This is a genomic window from Streptomyces sp. VNUA24 (genome assembly GCF_029167005.1).
Taxonomy (GTDB): Bacteria; Actinomycetota; Actinomycetes; order Streptomycetales; family Streptomycetaceae; genus Streptomyces; species Streptomyces scabiei.
This window is the reverse complement of the sequence record NZ_CP119143.1, coordinates 7,233,810-7,253,488: the sequence shown is the minus strand read 5'-3', so window position 1 is coordinate 7,253,488 and position 19,679 is coordinate 7,233,810. Positions and strand designations below refer to the sequence as shown.

18 protein-coding genes and 1 tRNA gene are annotated in these 19,679 nt (G+C 74.0%); 9 read left to right on the top strand and 10 right to left on the bottom strand.

Annotated elements, in window-relative coordinates; translation table 11 throughout:
- Positions 1 to 34: 34 nt before the first annotated feature.
- A complete protein-coding gene (locus tag PYR72_RS31080) occupies positions 35 to 2,128 on the bottom strand; it encodes a GTPase (RefSeq protein WP_275458352.1) in 2,094 nt (697 codons plus the stop codon).
- On the bottom strand, positions 2,125 to 3,795 hold the full coding sequence (locus PYR72_RS31075) for a dynamin family protein (protein WP_275458351.1): 1,671 nt from the start codon (positions 3,793 to 3,795) through the stop codon (positions 2,125 to 2,127). The genes PYR72_RS31080 and PYR72_RS31075 overlap by 4 nt, the downstream gene beginning before the upstream one ends.
- A 271-nt stretch (positions 3,796 to 4,066) precedes the next feature.
- Between PYR72_RS31075 and PYR72_RS31070 the strand changes: the two genes are divergently transcribed.
- A tRNA-Arg gene (locus tag PYR72_RS31070) sits at positions 4,067 to 4,139 on the top strand.
- Between the two features lie 593 nt (positions 4,140 to 4,732).
- A complete protein-coding gene (locus PYR72_RS31065) occupies positions 4,733 to 5,020 on the top strand; it encodes a chaplin (RefSeq protein ID WP_275458350.1) in 288 nt (95 codons plus the stop codon).
- A 137-nt stretch (positions 5,021 to 5,157) separates the two neighbouring features.
- Here the strand turns inward: PYR72_RS31065 and PYR72_RS31060 are convergent, their stop codons facing one another.
- From PYR72_RS31060 to chpG, 8 genes are all read right to left on the bottom strand, one after another.
- Positions 5,158 to 6,024 carry a tyrosinase family protein gene (locus tag PYR72_RS31060; protein WP_275458349.1) on the bottom strand — a complete coding sequence of 289 codons (867 nt, stop codon included), beginning with the start codon at positions 6,022 to 6,024 and terminating at the stop codon, positions 5,158 to 5,160.
- Positions 6,008 to 6,448 carry a tyrosinase family oxidase copper chaperone gene (locus tag PYR72_RS31055; protein WP_275460573.1) on the bottom strand — a complete coding sequence of 147 codons (441 nt, stop codon included), beginning with the start codon at positions 6,446 to 6,448 and terminating at the stop codon, positions 6,008 to 6,010. The genes PYR72_RS31060 and PYR72_RS31055 overlap by 17 nt, the downstream gene beginning before the upstream one ends.
- 110 nt (positions 6,449 to 6,558) lie before the next feature.
- Positions 6,559 to 7,068, bottom strand: a complete 510-nt coding sequence (locus PYR72_RS31050) for a hypothetical protein (protein WP_275458348.1) — start codon at positions 7,066 to 7,068, stop codon at positions 6,559 to 6,561.
- Positions 7,069 to 7,301: 233 nt separating this feature from the next.
- Positions 7,302 to 7,907, bottom strand: a complete 606-nt coding sequence (locus tag PYR72_RS31045) for a vitamin K epoxide reductase family protein (RefSeq protein WP_041669741.1) — start codon at positions 7,905 to 7,907, stop codon at positions 7,302 to 7,304.
- Entirely contained in the window at positions 7,907 to 8,404 is a 498-nt protein-coding gene (locus PYR72_RS31040) for a DUF5949 family protein (protein ID WP_275458347.1), read from the bottom strand. The genes PYR72_RS31045 and PYR72_RS31040 overlap by 1 nt, the downstream gene beginning before the upstream one ends.
- Positions 8,405 to 8,608: 204 nt before the next feature.
- A complete protein-coding gene (locus PYR72_RS31035) occupies positions 8,609 to 8,899 on the bottom strand; it encodes a hypothetical protein (protein ID WP_275458346.1) in 291 nt (96 codons plus the stop codon).
- 179 nt (positions 8,900 to 9,078) lie between these two features.
- Entirely contained in the window at positions 9,079 to 9,969 is an 891-nt protein-coding gene (locus PYR72_RS31030; protein WP_275458345.1) for a hypothetical protein, read from the bottom strand.
- A 190-nt stretch (positions 9,970 to 10,159) separates the two neighbouring features.
- A complete protein-coding gene (chpG, locus tag PYR72_RS31025) occupies positions 10,160 to 10,399 on the bottom strand; it encodes a chaplin ChpG (RefSeq protein ID WP_013003502.1) in 240 nt (79 codons plus the stop codon).
- 297 nt (positions 10,400 to 10,696) lie between these two features.
- Between chpG and PYR72_RS31020 the strand changes: the two genes are divergently transcribed.
- From PYR72_RS31020 to PYR72_RS30990, 7 genes are read left to right on the top strand one after another with little or no spacing between them, the layout of a single operon-like run.
- Entirely contained in the window at positions 10,697 to 11,902 is a 1,206-nt protein-coding gene (locus PYR72_RS31020) for a DUF3344 domain-containing protein (RefSeq protein WP_275458344.1), read from the top strand.
- A 39-nt stretch (positions 11,903 to 11,941) separates the two neighbouring features.
- A complete protein-coding gene (locus PYR72_RS31015) occupies positions 11,942 to 13,114 on the top strand; it encodes a glycosyltransferase family 4 protein (protein ID WP_275458343.1) in 1,173 nt (390 codons plus the stop codon).
- Entirely contained in the window at positions 13,111 to 14,565 is a 1,455-nt protein-coding gene (locus PYR72_RS31010; RefSeq protein WP_275458342.1) for an exopolysaccharide biosynthesis polyprenyl glycosylphosphotransferase, read from the top strand. The genes PYR72_RS31015 and PYR72_RS31010 overlap by 4 nt, the downstream gene beginning before the upstream one ends.
- An 11-nt stretch (positions 14,566 to 14,576) precedes the next feature.
- The gene (locus PYR72_RS31005) at positions 14,577 to 15,941 is read left to right on the top strand and encodes an O-antigen ligase family protein (protein WP_275460572.1); all 1,365 of its coding nucleotides are present in this window, start codon (positions 14,577 to 14,579) and stop codon (positions 15,939 to 15,941) included.
- Positions 15,938 to 17,785 (top strand): lipid II flippase MurJ, encoded by a 1,848-nt coding sequence (locus PYR72_RS31000; protein WP_275458341.1) that lies wholly within the window; start codon positions 15,938 to 15,940, stop codon positions 17,783 to 17,785. Before PYR72_RS31005 ends, PYR72_RS31000 begins: the two co-directional genes overlap by 4 nt.
- Positions 17,786 to 17,825: 40 nt before the next feature.
- Positions 17,826 to 18,518, top strand: coding sequence for a polysaccharide deacetylase family protein (locus tag PYR72_RS30995; RefSeq protein WP_343245564.1), 693 nt, complete (start codon positions 17,826 to 17,828; stop codon positions 18,516 to 18,518).
- Between the two features lie 6 nt (positions 18,519 to 18,524).
- Complete coding sequence (locus PYR72_RS30990) at positions 18,525 to 19,673, top strand: glycosyltransferase (RefSeq protein ID WP_275458339.1); 1,149 nt, start codon at positions 18,525 to 18,527, stop codon at positions 19,671 to 19,673.
- Positions 19,674 to 19,679: the final 6 nt, after the last annotated feature.

Below are 19,679 nucleotides of genomic sequence, written 5' to 3'. Positions count from 1 at the left end.
CCACCCCTCACCCCACCCCTCCGAGACTGCCCCCTCACCCCACAGGCGCCGTCCCCAGCACCCGCCCGTACTGCTCCCGCACCTCCCGGTACCGCAGCAGTTCGGCGGCCACCGGATCCAGCACCCGGGCCCGGCCGCACCCGGCGGCAGCCTCCCGCAGCCGCCGTTCCGCCTCGTGGCCGTACCGCCGTGCCGGACCGCGCGCGGCCATGCGGCAGCCCCACTCGACGGCCGGTCCACCGACGATGCCGATCACCATCAGCAGCACCGGCACCCCGAGATTGGGCGTCATGAAGCCGATGATCTGCCCCAGCAGCCACAGACCGCCGACGACCTGGAGCAGGGTCATCGACGCCTGCGCGAGCACCGCCGCGGGCCACCAGCCCGGCCGCGGCGGCCGCCCCGTCGGCGCCCCGACCCGCACGGCAAGCTCGTCCAGCGCCTCCGGCAGCCCCTGCGCCCCGCGCACGGCCGCCTCGCGCACCGCCTGGGCCCAGGGCACGGGCAGTCCCACGGCGGCGCGCTCCGACAGCGTGCGCACCGCCTGTTCGACGCGCTGGCGCGCGGTGGACTCCTCGTCCACGGGCGCGGCCAGGGCGAGCCGCCCGGTGGTGGGTTCGGCACGGCCCCGGTACCACCGCCACAGCCGTAGCCAGGGGGTACCGCACGCGCGGTTGGCATGACGCAGCCAGAGGCGTTCCGCGGCCTCCCCCGCGGCGGTGGCGCCGACGGCGTCCGCGAGCCGCGCGGCGAACTCGTCCCGGGCCCGCTCGCTGAGCCCCGCGCGCCGCTGGTTCGCGTACACGGGCCACAGCCGCGCGGCCGCCGCGTCCAGATCGGCGCGCACCCGGCGGGCCGGGGCGCCCCGCTCGGCCACGAACTGGCCCAGCGTGTCGCGCAGTTCCCCCACCCCGTCCCCGGTGAGCGCGGACAGCGCGAGCACGGTGGCGCCGGGTTCGCCGTGCTCCCCCAGCGCGATCCCGTCCTCGTCGAGCAGGCGCCGCAGATCGTCCAGCACCTGGTGGGCCGCCTCCCCGGGCAGCCGGTCCACCTGGTTGAGGACGACGAACATGACCTCCGCGTGACCGGCCAGGGGCCGCAGATAGCGCTCGTGGAGGACGGCGTCGGCGTACTTCTCCGGGTCGACGACCCAGATGACCGCGTCCACGAGCGCCAGGATCCGGTCCACCTGCTCCCGGTGCTGCACCGCCGCCGAGTCGTGGTCGGGCAGGTCCACCAGGACGAGCCCGCGCAGCTGGGCCTCCGCCTCCGGACTCTGCAGCGGCCGCCGCCGCAACCGCCCCGGGATGCCCAGCCGGTCGATGAGACTCGCGGCTCCGTCGCTCCAGCTGCACGCGATGGGCGCGGCCGTGGTGGGCCGGCGTACGCCCGTCTCCGAGATCGTCACTCCCGCGAGGGAGTTGAACAGCATGGACTTGCCGCTTCCGGTGGCGCCCGCGATGGCGACGACCGTGTGCTGACCCGAGAGCCTGCGTCGCGCCGCGGCCTCGTCCAGCACCCGTCCGGCCTCCGCCAGGGTCGTGCTGTCCAGCCGTGTGCGGGACGCCCCCACCAGCTCCCGCAGCGCGTCGAGCCGCGACCTCAGGCGTCCGTCGTACGCGAGCGGGGCCGGCTGGGCGACCGGGGCCCTGTTCTCCGTGCCCGGGGCCCGCTCGGTGGCCCCCGCCTCCGTGACCCGCCGCGCGATGAGCCCGTCGTCCCACGGATCGCCGGACTCGGCCCGCGCGGACGAATCAGCGGACGGATCACCGGACGGGTCAGCGGACGGATCAGCGGCCGAGTCATCGGACGAACCCCCCACCGAAGCACTCGCCGGACGACCGGACGCGCCACCGCCGAAGCGGTCGGGCACGCGCGCGTGGGCATCGCTCCCGCCCCGGGCACGCTGCTCGCGGCCCGGCCCGGCCGGTGCGTCGGCGCCCCGGTCCGGCGCCGCCGCGCGCCTCTCCTCGCACCGCGCGCCCGGAGCCCTCTCCGACGGCCCCCTGTCGCCCTTCCTCCCCCCCGGCCTCTCGAAGGTCCTCTCACCCGTCCTGTCGTCACCCTTCTCGGGCACGTCGTCTCCGGTCTGATCCGTGTGGTCAGTGACGGCGGTCACGGCGGTCACCTCTCCTTCTGCAGTACGGACAGGGCGGCGATGAGTTCGGCCTGCGGTTCGGGGTGCACGTCGAGCGCGTCGAGCGGGGCGAGCCGGCGTTCGCGCTCGGTGTCCAGGGCCCGCTCCAGGTACTCGGTGAGCAGCCGTCCGCCCCGGTCGCGCAGCCGCAGCGCGCCGTGCGCCCCGATCCGTTCGGCGAGCCCCTCGCCCGCGGACCGCGCCCGCCGTCCGCCCAGCAGGGCCGTGGCGCCCAGCGCGGCCACCGCCTCCACGTCCGGCGCGGCGCTCCGGTCGAGGTCGCGCACCTCTTCCTCGGCGTACTCCTCCAGCACGCGCCGCCAGCGTCGTACGGTGATCCCGATCCGGTCCTCGACGCTCTCGCGCGCGGCGTCACGTTCCGTCAGTCCGGCGGCCACGGCGGCCGGTTCGCGGCGCCAGGTCTCGCCGATCCGCTCGTCGGCGGCGGTGACGGCGCAGAGCAGCAGGGTGCCGAGGCTTTCCACGAGGGCGTCGAGCAGTTCACCCGCGGTGCAGTCCAGCGGGTAGCTGCGCCACCGTTTGAGGGCGTCCCCCGCGAGGACCGCCCCCGCCTGCAGCCGCCCCTTCACGCGCGCGTACTCGCTGTCGTACGCCGTGTCGACGGCGGCGGTGAGCCGCAGGGCCGTGGAGTACTGCTGGGCCGCCGCGCTCGCCAGTTCGGGCATCCGGGACCTCAGCGAGTCGAGGACGCCGTGCGCCGTGCGGGCCACGGTCTCGTGCCGGGCCGCCGGGTCGGTCGCCTGCTGGACGAGCCAGGCACGCAGCGGAGCGACGGCGGTGCCCGGCAGCAGCCCCCCGCCCCAGGCGGACTCGGGCAGCTCGGGCACGGTGAACCGGGGCACGTCGCCGAGCCCGGCCTTGGTCAGCAGTGCCCCGTACTGCCGGGAGACCTCGGACACCACCTGGTGGGGCACCCGGTCCAGCACGGTGACCAGGGTCGCCCGGTGTTCCTTCGCGGACCGCAGCAGATGCCAGGGCACGGCGTCGGCGTAGCGGGAGGCCGTGGTGACCATCACCCAGATGTCGGCGGCGCAGATCAGTTCGGCGGCGAGGACGCGGTTGTCGGCGTCCAGGGAGTCGACGTCGGGGGCGTCGAGCAGGGCGAGACCGGGCGGAAGGCTGTCGGCGGTCTCGACGCGCAGGACGCGCCGGCCCTCCTCGCCGCCGTCGCGGCCCGGCGGGAACGACCCGTCGTCCGGATCCTGACCGGGTTCCCGCCGCACCGGCCGGGCGCGGGTGAGGTGCGGCAGGACCCGCATCCCGCTGAACCAGTGGTGGTCCTCGGGATGGCAGATCAGTACGGGCGTACGGGTCGTCGGCCGCAGCACTCCGGCCTCGCTGACCTTCCGCCCCACCAGGGAGTTGACGAGAGTGGACTTGCCGGCTCCGGTCGACCCCCCGACCACGGCCAGCAACGGCGCTTCGGGTTGCCGCAACCGGGGCACCAGGTAGTCGTCGAGTTGCGCGAGCAGTTCGTCGCGGTTGGCACGCGCGCGCGGGGCCCCTGCCAGGGGCAGCGGGAAGCGCGCGGCGGCGACACGGTCGCGCAGGGCGGAGAGCGCGTCGAGCAGCTGGGGCCGTACGTCCAAGGTCACCACATGCGAAGAATGCCCAATTTTGGGAACATTCTGAAGCATATAAGTACGCCTGCGCGCCGAGCGGACACAGAGGGACGGAAGGGGCGAGAGGGGCACAGGCATAACGAGTGCACAACATGCGGGCCCCGAGCCGCGAAAAGAGGTGCACGATTCGTACCTGCCTGCGATTATCAGGACCGCTTCACCGAACCTCCACATTGAGCCACGGAGGCGAAGCAACAGGGGCAAGGACTCGGGAGCCCTATCCTTGTCCCCGGCGACGTCACGGATCCGCCCACACCCGGGCACCAGACAGAGGCCACCACACCCGGCCCCCGTAGCTCAGTGGATAGAGCAGGCGCCTTCTAAGCGCTTGGCCGCAGGTTCGAGTCCTGCCGGGGGCGCAAGTCTCCGCCCTCCCTCCGGGAGGGCTTTTTTACTGGTCACGACAGGTAGCACCCGCCACGACAAAAACCCTGGACACTCCCCCGACGGCCAAGGGGGGATTCCGGGGCCGTCCGGCTGTCACCGGGTTCTCTCGGGTGGCCCCGTCGAATACGTGTCGAAATTCTCGCCGTGAAGCCTCGGCTTCCGTCGGCTTCCGGCCCGGGACGGTCCCCGACGGCCTCCGGGCACCGTTTCAGGTCAGGCAGCCGTCCCTCGACGCCACCGTGCGCATGCGGCCGACGGCACCGGCACCGGCACTACCTTCGGCGTCGGACGCACCGACCGGCCACGAGCACGACGAGGATCGCAACGACGAAGGCCCATACGGTCGTTGCGCCGTGGTACACGGGCCGAAGGCGCCGCTCGCCCTCCCCGGCGGAGGGGCCCTGTTCTCTGTCCGGATTCCGGCGTCGGTGAGCGCCGGCCCCACACTCCCGTTCGGAACGGGTGATCCACCGGCCGACGCCGTGACCCCCGGTGCGCGGGCGCGTTGAAGGGGCGTGCGGCCACGAAGTGGGGGTCGTGCTCACCGATCAAGAAGGAGAACGTGATGTCTCGCATCGCGAAGGCAGCCGTCGTCACCCTCGGCACGTCCGCCGTCGTGCTCAGCGGCGCCGGCCTGGCCTCGGCGGACGCGGGTGCCGAGGCCAAGGCCGTCGGCTCGCCGGGTGTCCTCTCGGGCAACGTCGTCCAGGTCCCCGTCAACATTCCGGTCAACCTGTGCGGGAACACGATCGACATCGTCGGCCTGCTGAACCCCGCCTTCGGCAACGTCTGCGTCAACAAGAGCGACGACAGCCACAAGGGCAACCCCGGCCCCTCCGGCTACGGCCACTGACACGGCCGACAGCCCTGAGTGCCACAGCGGCGACACGGCAGTGACGCGAAGCCCCCGACGGTGGGACACCCGCCGGGGGCTTCGCGCCGTTCCGGGACCGCCCGCCCCGGGCCACCGCCAGGGACGACGGGCCGCGGTCACCCGTACCGGTACACGTGCCCGATCGACTCCAGCGACCCCGGAGTCACGTTCCACGGCGGCATCCGCTCGTCGCGCGCGACGATCCGCCCCCGCTGGGCATCGCCTTTGCCCGGCGGCTTGGCCGGCAGATAGCGGGCGCCGCGGTGACGCTGCTGCCAGCGCGTCCACTGCAGGTCGACGAAGGCGTGGTGCAGCCAGAAGACGGGGTCGTTGACGGAGGCCCCGCCGACCATGTGCCCGCCGACCCACCGGTGCACCCGGTTGTGGTTCAGCCAGGAGCCGCTCCCGGTCCCCTGGCCCCACCCTTCGAGCCGGTTGCGGAAGCCCCCGCGGGTGACCGAGTTCCAGGGGGCCTTGTCGTAGACGGACTCGGCGAGGGCGGCGTCCAGGTCACGGGCGGTGGGCAGGGCCACCGGGTTGCGCGGGTAACCGAAGTCCCGGGTGAGGTACTCGATGTCCGTGAGCCCCTCCGTGATGGTCCACCGGCCCGTCCCGTAGGCGAACGGGCCGGTCGTCACCCGCAGGTCGGAGCGCCGCCCGTTGCCGCCGAGCAGATCGGCGGTCCAGGGCGCGGACGTCGTCGTACGGTCCCGTGTCCAGTCCCAGTACGGGACGGTCACCGAGTCGTCGATCCGGCGCAGCGCCTTCTCCAGCTCCAGCACGAACCGGCGGTGCCAGGGCAGGAAGGAGGGCGCCATGTGGGCCGTCCGCAGACCGCCGTCGCCGTCGGAGACGTAGTGGTCGATGTGCATCCGCACGAACTCGTCGTACTCGCCGCGCTGTTTGAGCTTGAGCAGCGCGTTCACGAACCGCCGGCGCTCCGTGCGGGTGAGCGTGCTGACGTCCTTACGGGTGTAGGCCATGGCCGACCGCTCCCTCCGCCGTCTCCGCCACGCGCAGGCGCTGGGTGGCTCCCAGTTCCTCGACCGCGGCGCGGGTCGCCGCCAGGGCCGTCGGGTACGAGCGGTAGTGGTCGATCATGCTCAGGTACGTGCCGTCCGCACGGCGCATGAGGTGCAGGGGGCGCCCGTCGACGGTCACGTCCCATGCGCCGGGGCCGGGCGTCCGGGCCCCCAGATAGGCCGTCTGGCCCGTGTCGGCCTTGATCCCGCGGATACGGCGGCCCCGGTACGTCTCGTCGAAGTCGGCCTCCGCGGGTCCCGCCGACCGGCGCGGCCACACGGCGGCGACCACGGGGGTCACGGCCAGGGCGACGGCCGACGCTCCCAGGGCGCGCAGCGCGTTGCGGCGCGTTCTGCTCCGGCCGGCTTCGGGGTCCACCGTCACTCTGCTGACGAACAACACTCTCTCCTCGTCGTGTTCGGTAGCGGTGACCCCCGGACGGCCGGGCCCGGGCCGGTACGGCCCCGGGCCTCGTCTGTCGTGTCGCCGCGGGCTCAGACGAGCCCGAGGTTCGCGGTCGGCGCCGTCCGCAGCAGCGGGGCGAGCACGGCCACCTGGGGGTCCTTCAGGCTGGGCAGGCCCAGCGCGTGGGGGTCTGGCGCGGTCAGCGGGGTGTCCACGTTCAGCCCGGGGGTCAGGGTCCGCAGATCGGCGGCGGGCGCGTCGAGGCCGACCCGCTCGAAGCCCTCCCCGACCAGCCGGGGCAGCGGGGTCTCGGCCTTCAGCCCCGGCAGCGCGGTGCCGAGCGGCACCTGCGGCAGGCTGCTCGCGGGCAGCAGCCGCCCCTCGACGTACTTCGGGCCGCCCTGGGGAGCGCCCGGCATGAGCAGGGGCAGCTCCCCGCTCAGCCTGGGAGCCTTGACGTTCAGGGAGTGCTCCACCCCTTCGAGCGGCAGGGGGACGGGGACCGTCTCGGCCGCGACGGCGGGGGCGGCGGAGGCGCCCATCGCGGCCGCCACACCGGTGACGACGGCGGCAAGGGTTCCTCGTGTGGTCGGCTTCATCTCGGTACGGTCCCTTTCAGGAATGGGCGGATCCGGGATCGGCGCTCGTGGGAATCGGCCGGATCGACGGATACGGAATCGGTGGTGCGCCGGCTGTTCTGCGGGCTCGGCGCCCGTACCGGGTGAACGATCCGGAGATCTCCCTCAGTTCAAGATTCGCCCGACTGCCGCAATGGTCCGAGAGGCTTACCTGCTCATTTCCCTATTGCATCACCGGCCCGTCGATCACATGGTCAGCTCGTCCAGAAATCCCACCAACGGGTCAGGATCAGCATGCCGATCACTCCGAGGTGCAGCACCGGGAGCACCCAGGTGAACTCGACGAGAAAGCCGCTCAGCCAGGCCGGCGCGGGCAGGAAACCGTTGCGGACGTTGAACGAGGCCAGGTACCAGAAGAGGACGATCGTGGCGATCCAGGCCAGGCAGCACCACAGACAGAGCGAGTTGATCCGGTACAGCGACTCGAACTGCAGCCAGGTCACGAAGCCGACCCCGAACAGCGTGCCCGCGCCGAAGGTCAGCCAGTACCAGCGCGGGAACACCGCACCGGCCAGCAGGCTCATGCCGACGCAGACCACGATGCCGTAGGCCACCAGGCCGAGCATCGGGTTGGGGAACCCGAAGGCGGAGGCCTGGTCGCTCTTCATGATGTTGCCGCAGGAGACCACCGGGTTGAGGCTGCAGCCCGGCGTGAAGTCCGGGTCCTCCAGCAGCTTGAACTTGTCGATCGTGATGACCCAGGACGCGAGCAGCCCGGCCGCGCCGGTGATCAGCAGCAGGATCGCGAAGGCACGCCCGGCGCCGGCCGTACGCACCGGCCGTCCTGCCGGGGCGGCCATCAGCCGCGCAGGCTGCGGGCCGGCAGGAGGACGTGCGCGGCGCTGGTCAGCGTCTCGGGGTCGCCGGCGAAGGCGGCGAGGGCCTCGGGCGCGACGGGCATGCCGGGCCGGGCCTCGGGCCAGGGGCGGGTGGCGAACAGCAGGTAGGCGAAGCCGCGGGCGCCGACGGCGGCGAGCCACTCCGGCGGAGCCGGGCACTGGGCGTTGAGCTGCGGCAGGGTGACGACGGCCTGGCCGGCCTCGACGAGCAGGGTGACCGGCAGGCTGGAGTTGGCGGTGCCGTCGACGACCTTCTCGCCGATGGAGAGGCCGAGGCTGGTCAGCAGGTCCGCCACGGCGGCCGTGGAACCCTCCGGGCCGCTGCGGCCGTCGCCCAGGGTGTAGGCGAGCAGATAGGGCATGTCTCCGTCGGGGGCTTCACCGCTCCACGCCATGACGACGAGCGTGCCGAGGTCGGCGGGACGGAAAGGGCGAATTTCAGCGGAAGTTGAAGTCACCGCGGAACCCTATCCACGCCCGCCAAACGACTCGGCCGCCTTTTCACCCGACCGGGCGACAGGCGACGACCGACCACACGAATGAGGGACACGTCTCGAACAGTGCGGAATTCACCCGTCCGAGGATCGTGAAAGAGGGCCGGAAAGGCGTCGGGCCGGTTCCGCGCCTTCGCGGAACCGGCCCTGGGGCCGTGCAAGGAAATGTCAGCCCTGGAGGGGCAGGCCGCCGAGGAGCTTGGTGGCGCCGCCGGGGGCGTTGAGGGCCTTGGTCGCGCCGCTCACCGTGTGGAGCACGGAGTCCTTGTTCTCCGTGTCGAGCGCGTTCGACTGCTGCTGCAGCGGAGCGGGCTCGATGGGCCCCTTGAAGAGCGTGTTCACCGCGCCGTTGAGGCTGGTGGGCGTGACGTCCGTGGCGTCGTAGGCAAAGGCGGGCGCGGCGGCACCGGCGATGGCCAGGGACCCTGCGACGACGGCGGCGGCCTTCAGCGACTTCATCGTGTTCCTCTCCTCGGATACTGGAAGCACTGCGCCGTGTCCAACGAGCCCTCGCGCCGGCGGAAACCCCGTTCGGGACAGGTCATATCTGACGCCGAACAACAGGTCATACGAAACAGGCGCCGGACCTGTCGCCGGACCTGTCCCGGCCGGCTCGCCCCGGCCGCTCCGTCTCGCTCTCAGCGACCGGGCGCCGCGGCCGGCGGCCGTACCGGCAGGGTGTCCGTGGCGGGTGTGACCGGCAGTTCCGCCGAGGGCGCCACCGGCGGCACGGCGAGCGGGGCGGGCAGACCGCTGCCCAGGAGGGTGGCCCCGACGAACCGGACCAGGCCGGCGACCACTCCGTCGACGGCGGGCGGCACCTGGGCGAGGTCACCTGAGGTGGCCGCCTCGATCAGGCTGTCGACCGCCGTCTGCAGGGCGGTCAGCGCGTCGGACACCGGGTCCGCCGCGACAGAGCGCATGGGCTCGCGGTCGAACGCCGGCAACGTGACGGCCGACTGCGCCGCCGGCGGGGCGGCAGGCACCAGGGGGACGGCCGGGGCGGCAGGCACCACAGGGGCGGCGGGGGCGGCAGGCACCACGGGGGCGGCCGGCACCGAGGGGAGCGACGGAGCCGATGGGACCGTCGGGGCGTCCGCGGCGGGCGGGACAACTGGCGGGGCCGGGTCCGCCGGCAGGGTGACGGGAGGGTCGACCGGCGGTGCGACCGGCAGCACCACCGGAGGCACGGCGGCCGGCGGGGTCGCCGGGGCGCTCGTCCTGGCCTTGTCGATGGCGTCCCGCACGGCCTTGCCCAGCTCGGCCGCCCGGTCGGCGGAGAGCCGGCCGTCGTCCGCCTTCAGTACGGCGTCGAGCAGCTCGGTCACCGGCTTCAGCACCCCGCCGAGGTCGCCGAGGCCCTTGAGCTGGGCCCGAATCGCGTCCGCGCCGGGAACCGGGGCCGCCGACCGGGCGCGCTCGGGCGCCGACCCCACGTCGGCGGCCAGGACGGCCGGGGCGGTGACGCCGAGGAGGAGCGCGGCGCCGAGCGCGGAGGCCGCGAGACGCCGTACGGGCAGAACACGCATGGATGTTCCTTTCCATCGGTGCGGGAGATCGTCTTCTCACCGTGAAATCGGTGATCGCCGTCTGCAACCGAGGGGCACCATCCGGAGCAACACGAACCGGCCGCCCTCCCGAAGGGAGAACGGCCGGTTCGTGTTCAACGCGCGAACGTCAGTGCGGGGACGTCGGTGCGGGGACGCGAGTCCTCGAACGTCAGTCGTTGAAGCACTTGTTGCCGAACGCCGGGTTCAGCAGACCGATGACGTTGATGGTGTTACCGCACACGTTGACCGGCACGTGGACCGGAACCTGCACGACGTTGCCCGACAGCACGCCCGGGGAGTGAGCGGCGAAGCCCTTCGCCTCGCTGTCGGCGGTGGCGACGCCGGCGGTGCCCGCCACGGCCGCGGCAGCAACGGAGGTCAGGGCCAGGCCCTTCGCGATACGCGACATGGAGAGGTGCTCCTTGGAGTTGATGCAAAACAGTCGGGCGGGGGTGCCCGGCGGTGAGTCAACGCGTGGCATGCGTCCGGGGTTGTGCCTCCAAAGGAGTGATCTCGCAGAACGCCCGCTCCACCGATCCGACACAGGCGGCACGCTCCGCAGATAAATACGCATAGAGGGATAGAGTTGCCCATATCCCCACAACACCGCGGCCTTTATCAGATCCGCACATTTTCCTCACTTCGACGGTCCGCGGCATTTCCCCGTCAAGCACTCGAACCAGCTCCCGAAAGGGCACCGCCGGTCATGCGAATTCACCCGGGTCCTCTGCTGCGCCGCGCCATGGTGGGCTGCTGTGCCGCCGCCGTCCTCTGGGGGCCGGGCGCTCCCGCGACGGCGGCGCCGCCCGCGCCCTCGCCCGAGGCCGAGCGTCTGGCGTTCGGACAGCGGTACCGGGCGCTGCAGCACGGCGGGATCGTCCGCGCGGCCAACTCCTCGATCACCTGCCGTGCGACGCCGGCGATCGTCCCACCGACGGCCGCGCCCTCCCCCCTCACGGTCGCCCCCGCCCCCCTCGTGGCCGCGTCCGCCTCGGCACCGACCGTGCCCCCGGTGCTCGCGCCCCCTCCGGCGGTGACCTCGTGCGCCGACGCGCGCGGGGGACGTACGGCCGTCAACGGCGACTTCGACATGTTCTACATCGACGTCGACCGGGACCCGAACACCTACAACTCCAGCCGGGGCGAGGTCCGTCTGCCGCCGGGCGCGCGGGTGTCGTACGCGCGGCTGTACTGGGGCGGGAACCTGCGCGTGGGTGAGCAGAAGCCGCCGAAGGACAACGGACGGGTGCTGATCGCGGAGCCCGGCGGCGCGTACAAGGAGGTGCTCGCGGACACGGTGGTGGGGCACCGGGTGGCCCGGGGCGCGGACGCGTTCCAGGCATCGGCGGACGTGACGGAGCTGGTGCGGTCCAGCGGTTCGGGGCTCTACACGGTGGCGCAGGTCAATGTGGCCATGGGCCGTTCGGCGGCCGGCGCCTGGGGCGGCTGGACCTTGATGGTGGCCTACGAGAACGCGGCGGAGCCGTTGCGGCACCTGGCGATGTGGGACGGCTTCGACGCCCTCGCCCGGGGCGGCGAGCAGCGGGTCGGGCCGGTCACGATGCCCCTGCCCGAACGCGCGCGCGGCACCGTGGGGCTCGTCGCCTACAACGGGGACCGGGGGAGCCGGGGCGATTCGCTCACCGTTTCGACCGGCCGGGGCCCCGCGGTCGCGCTCGGGGACGCGGCCAACCCGCGTGACGACGTCCTGAACTCCACGATCAGCGAGCCCGCGGCGCTCGCCGCCGGGCGTACGCCGGCGTACGCGAACACCCTCGGATACGACTCGGACGTGCTCGAACTGGGCGACGAAATCCGGCACGGCGGTGACCAGTTGGCCTTCCGGATCGTTTCGCAGCGGGACGCGGCTTGGGTCGGGGCGCTCTTCGTCGCCGTCGACGCCAAGCCGTGACGAGCGCCGCCCGGCGCCGCCTCTGAGCAAGGAACCCGCATGCGACTGTCACCATCCGACCCCCCTTCGCGGGTCCTGCACGTCACCCAGCCGGTCGACGGCGGCGTGGCCCGTGTCGTGACGGACCTGGTGCGGGCCCGGCTCGCCGACGGCCTGCCCACCACGGTGGCCTGCCCCGAGGGCCCGCTCGCCCCGGCCCTGCGCGCGCTCGGCGCCGAGGTGCGGCCCTGGGCGGCGACCCGGTCGCCGGGCCCGACGCTCGTCTCCGAGGTGCGCGGGCTGCGGCGGATCCTCGACGACGTGCGGCCCGGCCTGGTGCACCTGCACAGCGCGAAGGCCGGTCTGGCGGGCCGACTCGCCGTCCGGGGCCGCGTTCCGACCGTGTTCCAGCCGCACGCCTGGTCCTTCGAGGCGGTGGACGGCAGCATGGCGGCGCTGGCGCGCGGATGGGAGCGGGCGGGCGCGCGCTGGGCCTCCCGGGTGGTGTGCGTCAGCGAGGCCGAACGGGTCACCGGGGAACGCGCCGGGGTACGGGCGCGGTGGACGGTGATCCCCAACGGGGTCGACGCCGGGCGCTTCTCCCCCGCCGCCGCGGACACCGTGCGCGCCGGGATCCCGCTGCTCGCCGGGGTCGCTCCGGCCGCTCCGCTGGTGGTGTGCGTGGGGCGGCTGTGCCGGCAGAAGGGGCAGGACGTGCTCCTCGCGGCCTGGGAGGCGGTGCTGCGGCGGGTGCCGGCGGCGCGTCTGGTGCTGGTCGGCGACGGACCGGAGGCCGAGCGGCTTCGGACCCTGGCCCCGGAGGGCGTGCTGTTCGCCGGGGCTGTCGCGGACGCGGCGCCCTGGTACCAGGCCGCCGATCTGGTCGTCCTGCCGTCGCGCTGGGAGGGCATGGCGCTGGCGCCGCTGGAGGCCATGGCGTGCGGGCGGCCGGTCGTGCTCACCGATGTGGACGGGGCCCGCGAGAGCCTGCCGCCCGGCCGGGAGCCGGTGCCCGTGGAGGACCCCGCCGCACTCGCCGGGGCCGTGGTCAGCCTGCTGCTCGATCCGCCGCTGCGCGAGTCGCTCGGCCGGCAGGGCCGCCGTCACGTACTGACCACGCACGACGTGCGGCACACGAACAAGGCCGTCGCGGACGTGTACCGCGAACTGCTCGGCGGTGCGGACGGCCGACGCGGTAAAGCCACCGAGTGCAGGGAGTCCATCCACACGTGACTGCGGAACGTACGGAAAGCACCGTCCACTCCCCCGGTGGACAGCAACGCGAGTTCGGCGGCTCGTCCGTCTCGGTGGCCCCGCCGCGCGACACCGTCGGCGGCCCGGTCCTCACGGCCGGGCGGCGGCCCGTCGCCCGGCCTCCCTCGGGACTGCCGCTGCTGACGGCGGACGGCGGCGCGGCCCTGCTCGCGGTGCTGGCCCTCACCGACGACACGACGCCCGGGCGGCCGCTGATGGTCGCCGTCCTGGCCCTGGCCGTGGCCGTGCTCAACGCCCGGGCGCGCCTCTACCGGCCCCCTGCCGTGCCCGCCGTGCTCGACGAACTGCCCGCCGTGTGGGGGCGGATCGTGCTCGGCTGGTGCGTGCTGGGTGCCGGGGTCGCCGCACACTCCCCCGACCACGCGCTCGCCGCCCACGAGCTGGCCCTCGGCTGCGCCCTGCACTCGGCGGCGGCCTGCCTCGGCCGGGGCTCGGTGCACTGGCACCGGCGCCGGGCGCTCGTCAGACGGCCCGGCGCGGCCCTGGTGGTGGGCCCGGCGGCGACCGCGCAGCGCGTGGCCGCCGCGTTCCTGCGCCACCCCGGGTGCGGTGTCCGGCCCGTCGGCGTGGTCGCCGACCAGGCGGCCGGGACCGAGGGCCTGCCCGTGCTCACCACCCCCGAGGAGGTACGGCGGGCGGCCGTGCAGAACGGTGTCCAGGTCGTGCTCGTCGTCGGCTCCCGCACCGAACGCGCCCCGCTGCTGCGCACCTTGGAGGACGACGGCTGCGCGCTGTGGGAGGTCGACCCCGAGACCCCCTCGTACGACCGGGACGGTTCGACCGAGCTGCTCGCCGGGTTCGCCTGTCGGCGGCTGGAGCTGACGATCACTCATGAGGCGTTCGGCAAAAGGCTGCTGGACGTGGTCGTGTCCGGGGCGCTGCTGTTGCTGGTGAGCCCGCTGCTGCTGGTGTGCGCGGTGGCGTTGCGGCTGGGCGACGGGCCCGGGGTGGTGTTCCGGCAGGAGCGGATCGGCCGGGACGGGCTGCCGTTCACCCTGCTGAAGTTCCGCACCCACCGCCCGGCCGACGCGCACGAGGCGGCGACCCGGTGGAGCGTGGCGAACGACGGGGAGATGGGCTGGTTCTGCCGCTTCCTGCGGCGCAGCTCGCTGGACGAGCTGCTGCAGCTGTGGAACGTGCTGCGCGGCGACATGAGCCTGGTCGGCCCGCGCCCCGAACGGCCCTACTTCGTGGCCAAGTTCGGCCAGACCTACCCCGGTTACGCGGCCCGGCACCGGATGCGGACCGGGATCACCGGCCTGGCCCAGGTCACCGGGCTGCGCGGCGACACCTCCATCGAGGACCGGGCCCGCTTCGACAACGCCTACATCGACAACTGGTCGCTGTGGCAGGACCTCTGCATCCTGGTGCGCACGGCCGCCGCGCTCGTCCGCCCGACGGGGAGCTGACCTTGACGTCTGTGCGCGCTGCGGCGCCCGTCCTGCCCGTGGTCGCCGTGGTGGCCGCGCTCGCGCTGCCCGTCACGCAGAGCGCCGAGGGCGGAGCGACCCCGGCCGACGCCGTCTCGGGGCTGCTGGTGCTGTGGTGCGCCGTACGGCTGCTGCGGGAGCGGCGGCGCCCGCTGACCCGTACGGCCGCGGTGGTCCTCGGGCTGCCGGTGGCCGGGCTCGCGCTGGCGGCGGCCGGGGCGGGCGACCCCGGGGCCGGTGTCGAGGGGTTCGGCCGGTATCTGCAGATCTTCGTGCTGGTGCCGGTGTCGGTGCTGGTCAGCGTGCGCGGGCGGGCCGACTTCCGGGTGGTCGCCTGGTCGTTCGTGGGGCTCGCGCTGTGGCAGGGCGCCGTCGGGGTGCACCAGTTCGCCACCGGGACCGGCGCCAGTTACGCCGGTGAGGACATCCGGGCCGTGGGGACCTTCGGGGCCGGGGACGTCATGGGGATGGCCACCGTGGTGTCGTTCGGGCTGGTGTGCGCGGTCGGGCTGGCGCTGGCGCCCTCGACGGCGCGGCAGCGGGTGTGGGCGGTGGTCTGCTCGGTGCTGCTGGTGCTGCCGCTCGCGGTGTCGTTCAGCCGGGGCGCGTGGATCGCCACGGCGGCGGCGTGCGGACTGCAGGTGCTGCTGGCCGGGCTGCGACGGGCGGTGGTGGTCTGCGCGGCCGTCACCGCCGTGGGTGTGGTCCTCGTCGGCGGACTCGGGATCGGGTCCGCGATGCTCCAGGACCGGATCAGCAGCATCACCCAGGTCGCCGACGCGCCGGACCAGTCGGTCACCGACCGGTACACCATGTGGGCCGCCGCCGAGGACATGTGGCGCGAGCAGCCGCTGGCGGGCGTGGGGCTGAAGGGCTTCCCCGAACACCGCGACGGACACGCCTCGCTGGCGCTGTCCGCCGGCAGCGACATCGCCGGTGCCGGCACCGCCTACCAGAAGCAGCCGCTCCTCTCCCCGCACAACATGTACCTGCTGGTCCTGAGCGAACAGGGTCTGATCGGCCTGACGGCGCTCGCGGGGTGCTGGCTGGCGCTGGCGGTGTGCGGGGTGCGGGGGCTGGTGCGGGCCCGGCGCGAGACCGCGAACGGCGGGAGCGGCGGGACCGGTGGCACCGGCGGCACCGGTGGGTACGACTGCGGGCTCGTCGCCTGCGGGCTGATCGCCTGGGTGCTGGTCGACTTCGTGTACGCGGACATCGGCGGGCCGACGACCGTGCTGACGGCGGTGTGCTTCGGCCTCGTGGCGTGGTGGGCGCTGGCGGACCGTACCGCCACGGGTGCCGCCACGGCCGGGGCCGTCGCGTCCCGCGCACCTCAGGAGGCCGGGGTTCGATGACCGGAACACCTCAGGGGCAGACACCTCCCGTGTCAGCGGCCGGGCCGGCTGCGGACGCGGCGGCTTCCGTTTCCGGCACCAAGGGTCCGGGCGCCGGCGGCACGCTGCCGTCCCCCTCTCCCACCTCCGTTCCGCCGGCCCCCGGACCCTCGGTGCCGGGCGCGCGGGCCCCCGAACCCTCGGAGGTCGCGCCCCCCACCGGGCGGTTCCTCGCGAAGGCGACACTCGTCACGGCGGCGCTCACCGCGGCCGCCGCGCTGCTGGGGCTCGGCCGGGACCAGTCGCTGTCCTATCTGTTCGGGGCCGGCAGCGAGACGGACGCGTTCCTGGTGGCGTGGACCGTGCCGGAGTTCGCGGCGACGCTGCTGATCGAGGACGGCATGGCCTTCGTGCTGGTGCCCGCGTTCAGCGTGGCGGTGGCGCGCCGGGCCCGGGGCGGCGCGGGCCCCGACCCGGTCCGCGCCCTGGTCGCCTCGACACTGCCCCGGCTGGCGCTGGCCTTCGCCGCGGCGGCCGTGCTGCTCATCCTCGGCGCGCCCTATCTCGTCGAGGCCCTCGCTCCCGGGCTCCCCAACCCCCGGCTGGCCGTCGACTGCACCCGGCTCACCGGCACCTGCGTGCTGACCTTCGGCCTGGCCGGCTACTGCAGCGCGGCCCTGCGGGCCCACCGCCGGTTCACGGCACCCGCCGCGATCTACGTGGCGTACAACGTCGGGATCATCACGGCGATGTTCGTCCTGGGCGGACGCTGGGGGGTGCGGGCGGCGGCCCTGGGGGTCGCGGTGGGCGGGGTGCTGATGATCGCCACGCAGCTGCCGGCCCTGCTGCGGCAGCTGCGCCGCACGAAGCGCGGCGCCGGGAGCGCCGAGGCACTCGCAGACCCCGAGGCGGCCGCCGACCAAGCCGCGGACCGGGCCGCGGACCGGGCCGGCGACGCTCACGGTACCGACGCCCGAGGCGCCGACGACAAGGCCGCCCGGCCCGTCGAGCTGACCCTCATCACCACCGTCCTGCTCTTCGCGCTGTGCCGTCAGTCCCAGGTCCTCATCGAACGCTTCCTCGGCTCGACGCTGCCGGCCGGGGCCATCTCGCATCTCAACTACGCGCAGAAGGTGGCCCAGATCCCGATGACGTTCTCGCTGATGCTGTGCACCGTCACCCTGCCGGTGGTGGCGCAGGCGATGGCGGAGGGCGACACCGAACGGGCCCGCAGCCGGGTGGAGAAGGACCTCGCGCTGGTGTCGTGCATCGTGCTGCTCGGCGCGGCCGCGATCTTCGCGTGCGGACCGCAGTTGATCGAACTGCTCTTCCAGCGCGGCGCGTTCACCGCGCGGGACACCGCGGCCACCGCCGCCGTGATGCGGGTGTACGCCCTCGGGCTGCTCGGTCACGCCCTGGTGAGCGCGCTGACCCGCTCGTACTTCTCGGCGGGCCGTCCCACCTGGTACCCGCTGGCCGCGATGGCCGCGGGGATCGTCGCCACCTCGTGGATCGGCGCGGCGACCGTCGACTCCTGGGGCGTCCTCGGCATCGCCGCCGCCAACGCCTTCGGCATCACCCTCACCGCGCTGATCCTGCTGCACGGCATGCGCGGCCGGGCGGTGCCGATCCGCACCCGGCAGGTGGTCGGCGAGATGACCCGGCCGGTGCGGGCGGCCGTGGCCGCCGGCGTGGTGGGGATGTACTGCGCCGACCGGTTCGACTCCCCCGTCCTCGGCCTCGCCGTCGGCGGCGCGGTCGTCGCCCTCGTCTTCGTCCTGCTGGCCTCGGCCCTGGGCGCCTCCGGCGTCACCCCCGCACTCCGTTCCGTCACACGAAGGCTGTCGCATGTCCGTAACCGCTGACCCCAGACCGAAGACCACCACCGCCCCGCTGTGGGTGGCGATGTACCACTCGGTGGGTGACTGCTCCGACGACCCGTACCGCATCACCGTCTCGCCCGACCGCCTCGACGCCCAGCTCGGCTGGCTGCGGCGGCGGGGCCTGCGCGGGGTCGGCATGTCCGACCTGCTGGCCGCCCGTGCCCGGGGCGAGGGCCGGAACCTGGTGGGGCTGACCTTCGACGACGGGTACGTCGACTTCGTCGACACCGCGCTGCCGCTGCTGCGCGCCCACGGCTTCGGGGCCACCGTCTTCGTGCTGCCGGGGCGGCTCGGCGGCGAGAACGCCTGGGACCCGCTGGGCCCGCGCAAGCCGCTGCTGGACGAGGAGGGCATCCGTACGGCCGCCGGGACGGAGGGCATCGAGGTCGGCTCGCACGGCCTGACCCATGTCGACCTCACGACGGCGGACGCGGAGACCCTGCGCGCCGAGACCGCCGACAGCAGGGCGCTGCTCGCGGAGCTGACCGGAACTCCCGTCCCGGGCTTCTGCTACCCCTACGGCACCCTCGACCGGCGCGCCGCCGACGCCGTGCGGGACGCCGGGTACACGTACGCCTGCGCCATCGACCCGGGTCCGCTGAACGGCCCGTACGCGCTGCCCCGGGTGCACATCGGCGAGGAGGACACCGCCCTGCGGCTGCTGCTGAAGCGGAAGCTGCACCGGCTGCGCCGCCGTCCCGTCGAAGGGGTCTGAGCCGACGTGAAGGCGCTGCACATCATCACCGGTCTCGGTGTCGGGGGCGCGGAGCAGCAACTGCGGCTGCTGCTGCGCCATCTGCCGGTCGACTGCGACGTGGTGACGCTGACCAATCCGGGCCCGGTCGCCGACGGTCTCACCGCCGACGGGGTCCGGGTCACCCACCTGGGCATGGGCGGCAACCGCGACCTGGCGGCGCTCCCCCGTCTGGTGCGGCTGATCCGCGGGGGCGGCTACGACCTCGTCCACACCCACCTCTACCGTGCCTGTGTCTACGGCCGGTTCGCCGCGCGGCTGGCGGGGGTCCGCGCGGTCGTCGCCACCGAGCACTCCCTGGGCGATTCGCAGATGGAGGGGCGCCGGCTCTCCGCCGGAGTGCGCGCCCTGTATCTCGCCAGTGAGCGCCTCGGCCGGTCCACGGTCGCCGTCTCGCCGACCGTCGCCGACCGGCTCAAGCGCTGGGGCGTGCCGGCCCCCCGCATCGAGGTCGTCCCCAACGGCATCGACCTCGCCGGTTTCCGCTACGACCCGGACCTGCGCGAACTGACCCGGCGGCGACTCGGACTGCCGGAGGGCGCGTACGTCGTCGGCGGTGTCGGGCGGCTCGCGGCCGGCAAGCGGTTCGACGTGCTGGTCCGGGCCCTCGGCCGGCTGCCCGACGACCACTGGCTGCTGATCGTCGGCGGCGGCCCCGAGGAGAGCGTGCTGCGGCGGGCCGCCCAGCGGGCCCAGGTCGCCGACCGGGTGCTCCTCACCGGGGAGCGGCCGGCCGCGGGCGCCCCCGGCACCGATCTGCCCTCGCTGATGAACGCCATGGACGTGCTCGCCTCGCCCAGTGCCGAGGAGGCGTTCGGTCTCGCGGTGGTGGAGGCGATGGCGTCCGGGCTGCCCGTGCTCTACGTCTCCTGCCCGGCGATCGAGGACCTGCCGCCGGAGGCGACCGCCGGTGCCCGCCGCGTCCAGGGGGGCGCGGAGTCTTTCGTACGCGCCCTGCTGGACCTGCGCGCGCAGGGCGAGCGCACCCGGGCCGTCCCCGCCGCCGCCCAGCACTACTGCATCACCCGCAGCGCCGCCCAGCTCATGGACGTGTACGCGGCCGCCGTCTCCCGCACGCCCTCGCCGACCCCGCCCCTGGGAGTGAGTTCCGTATGACCGACC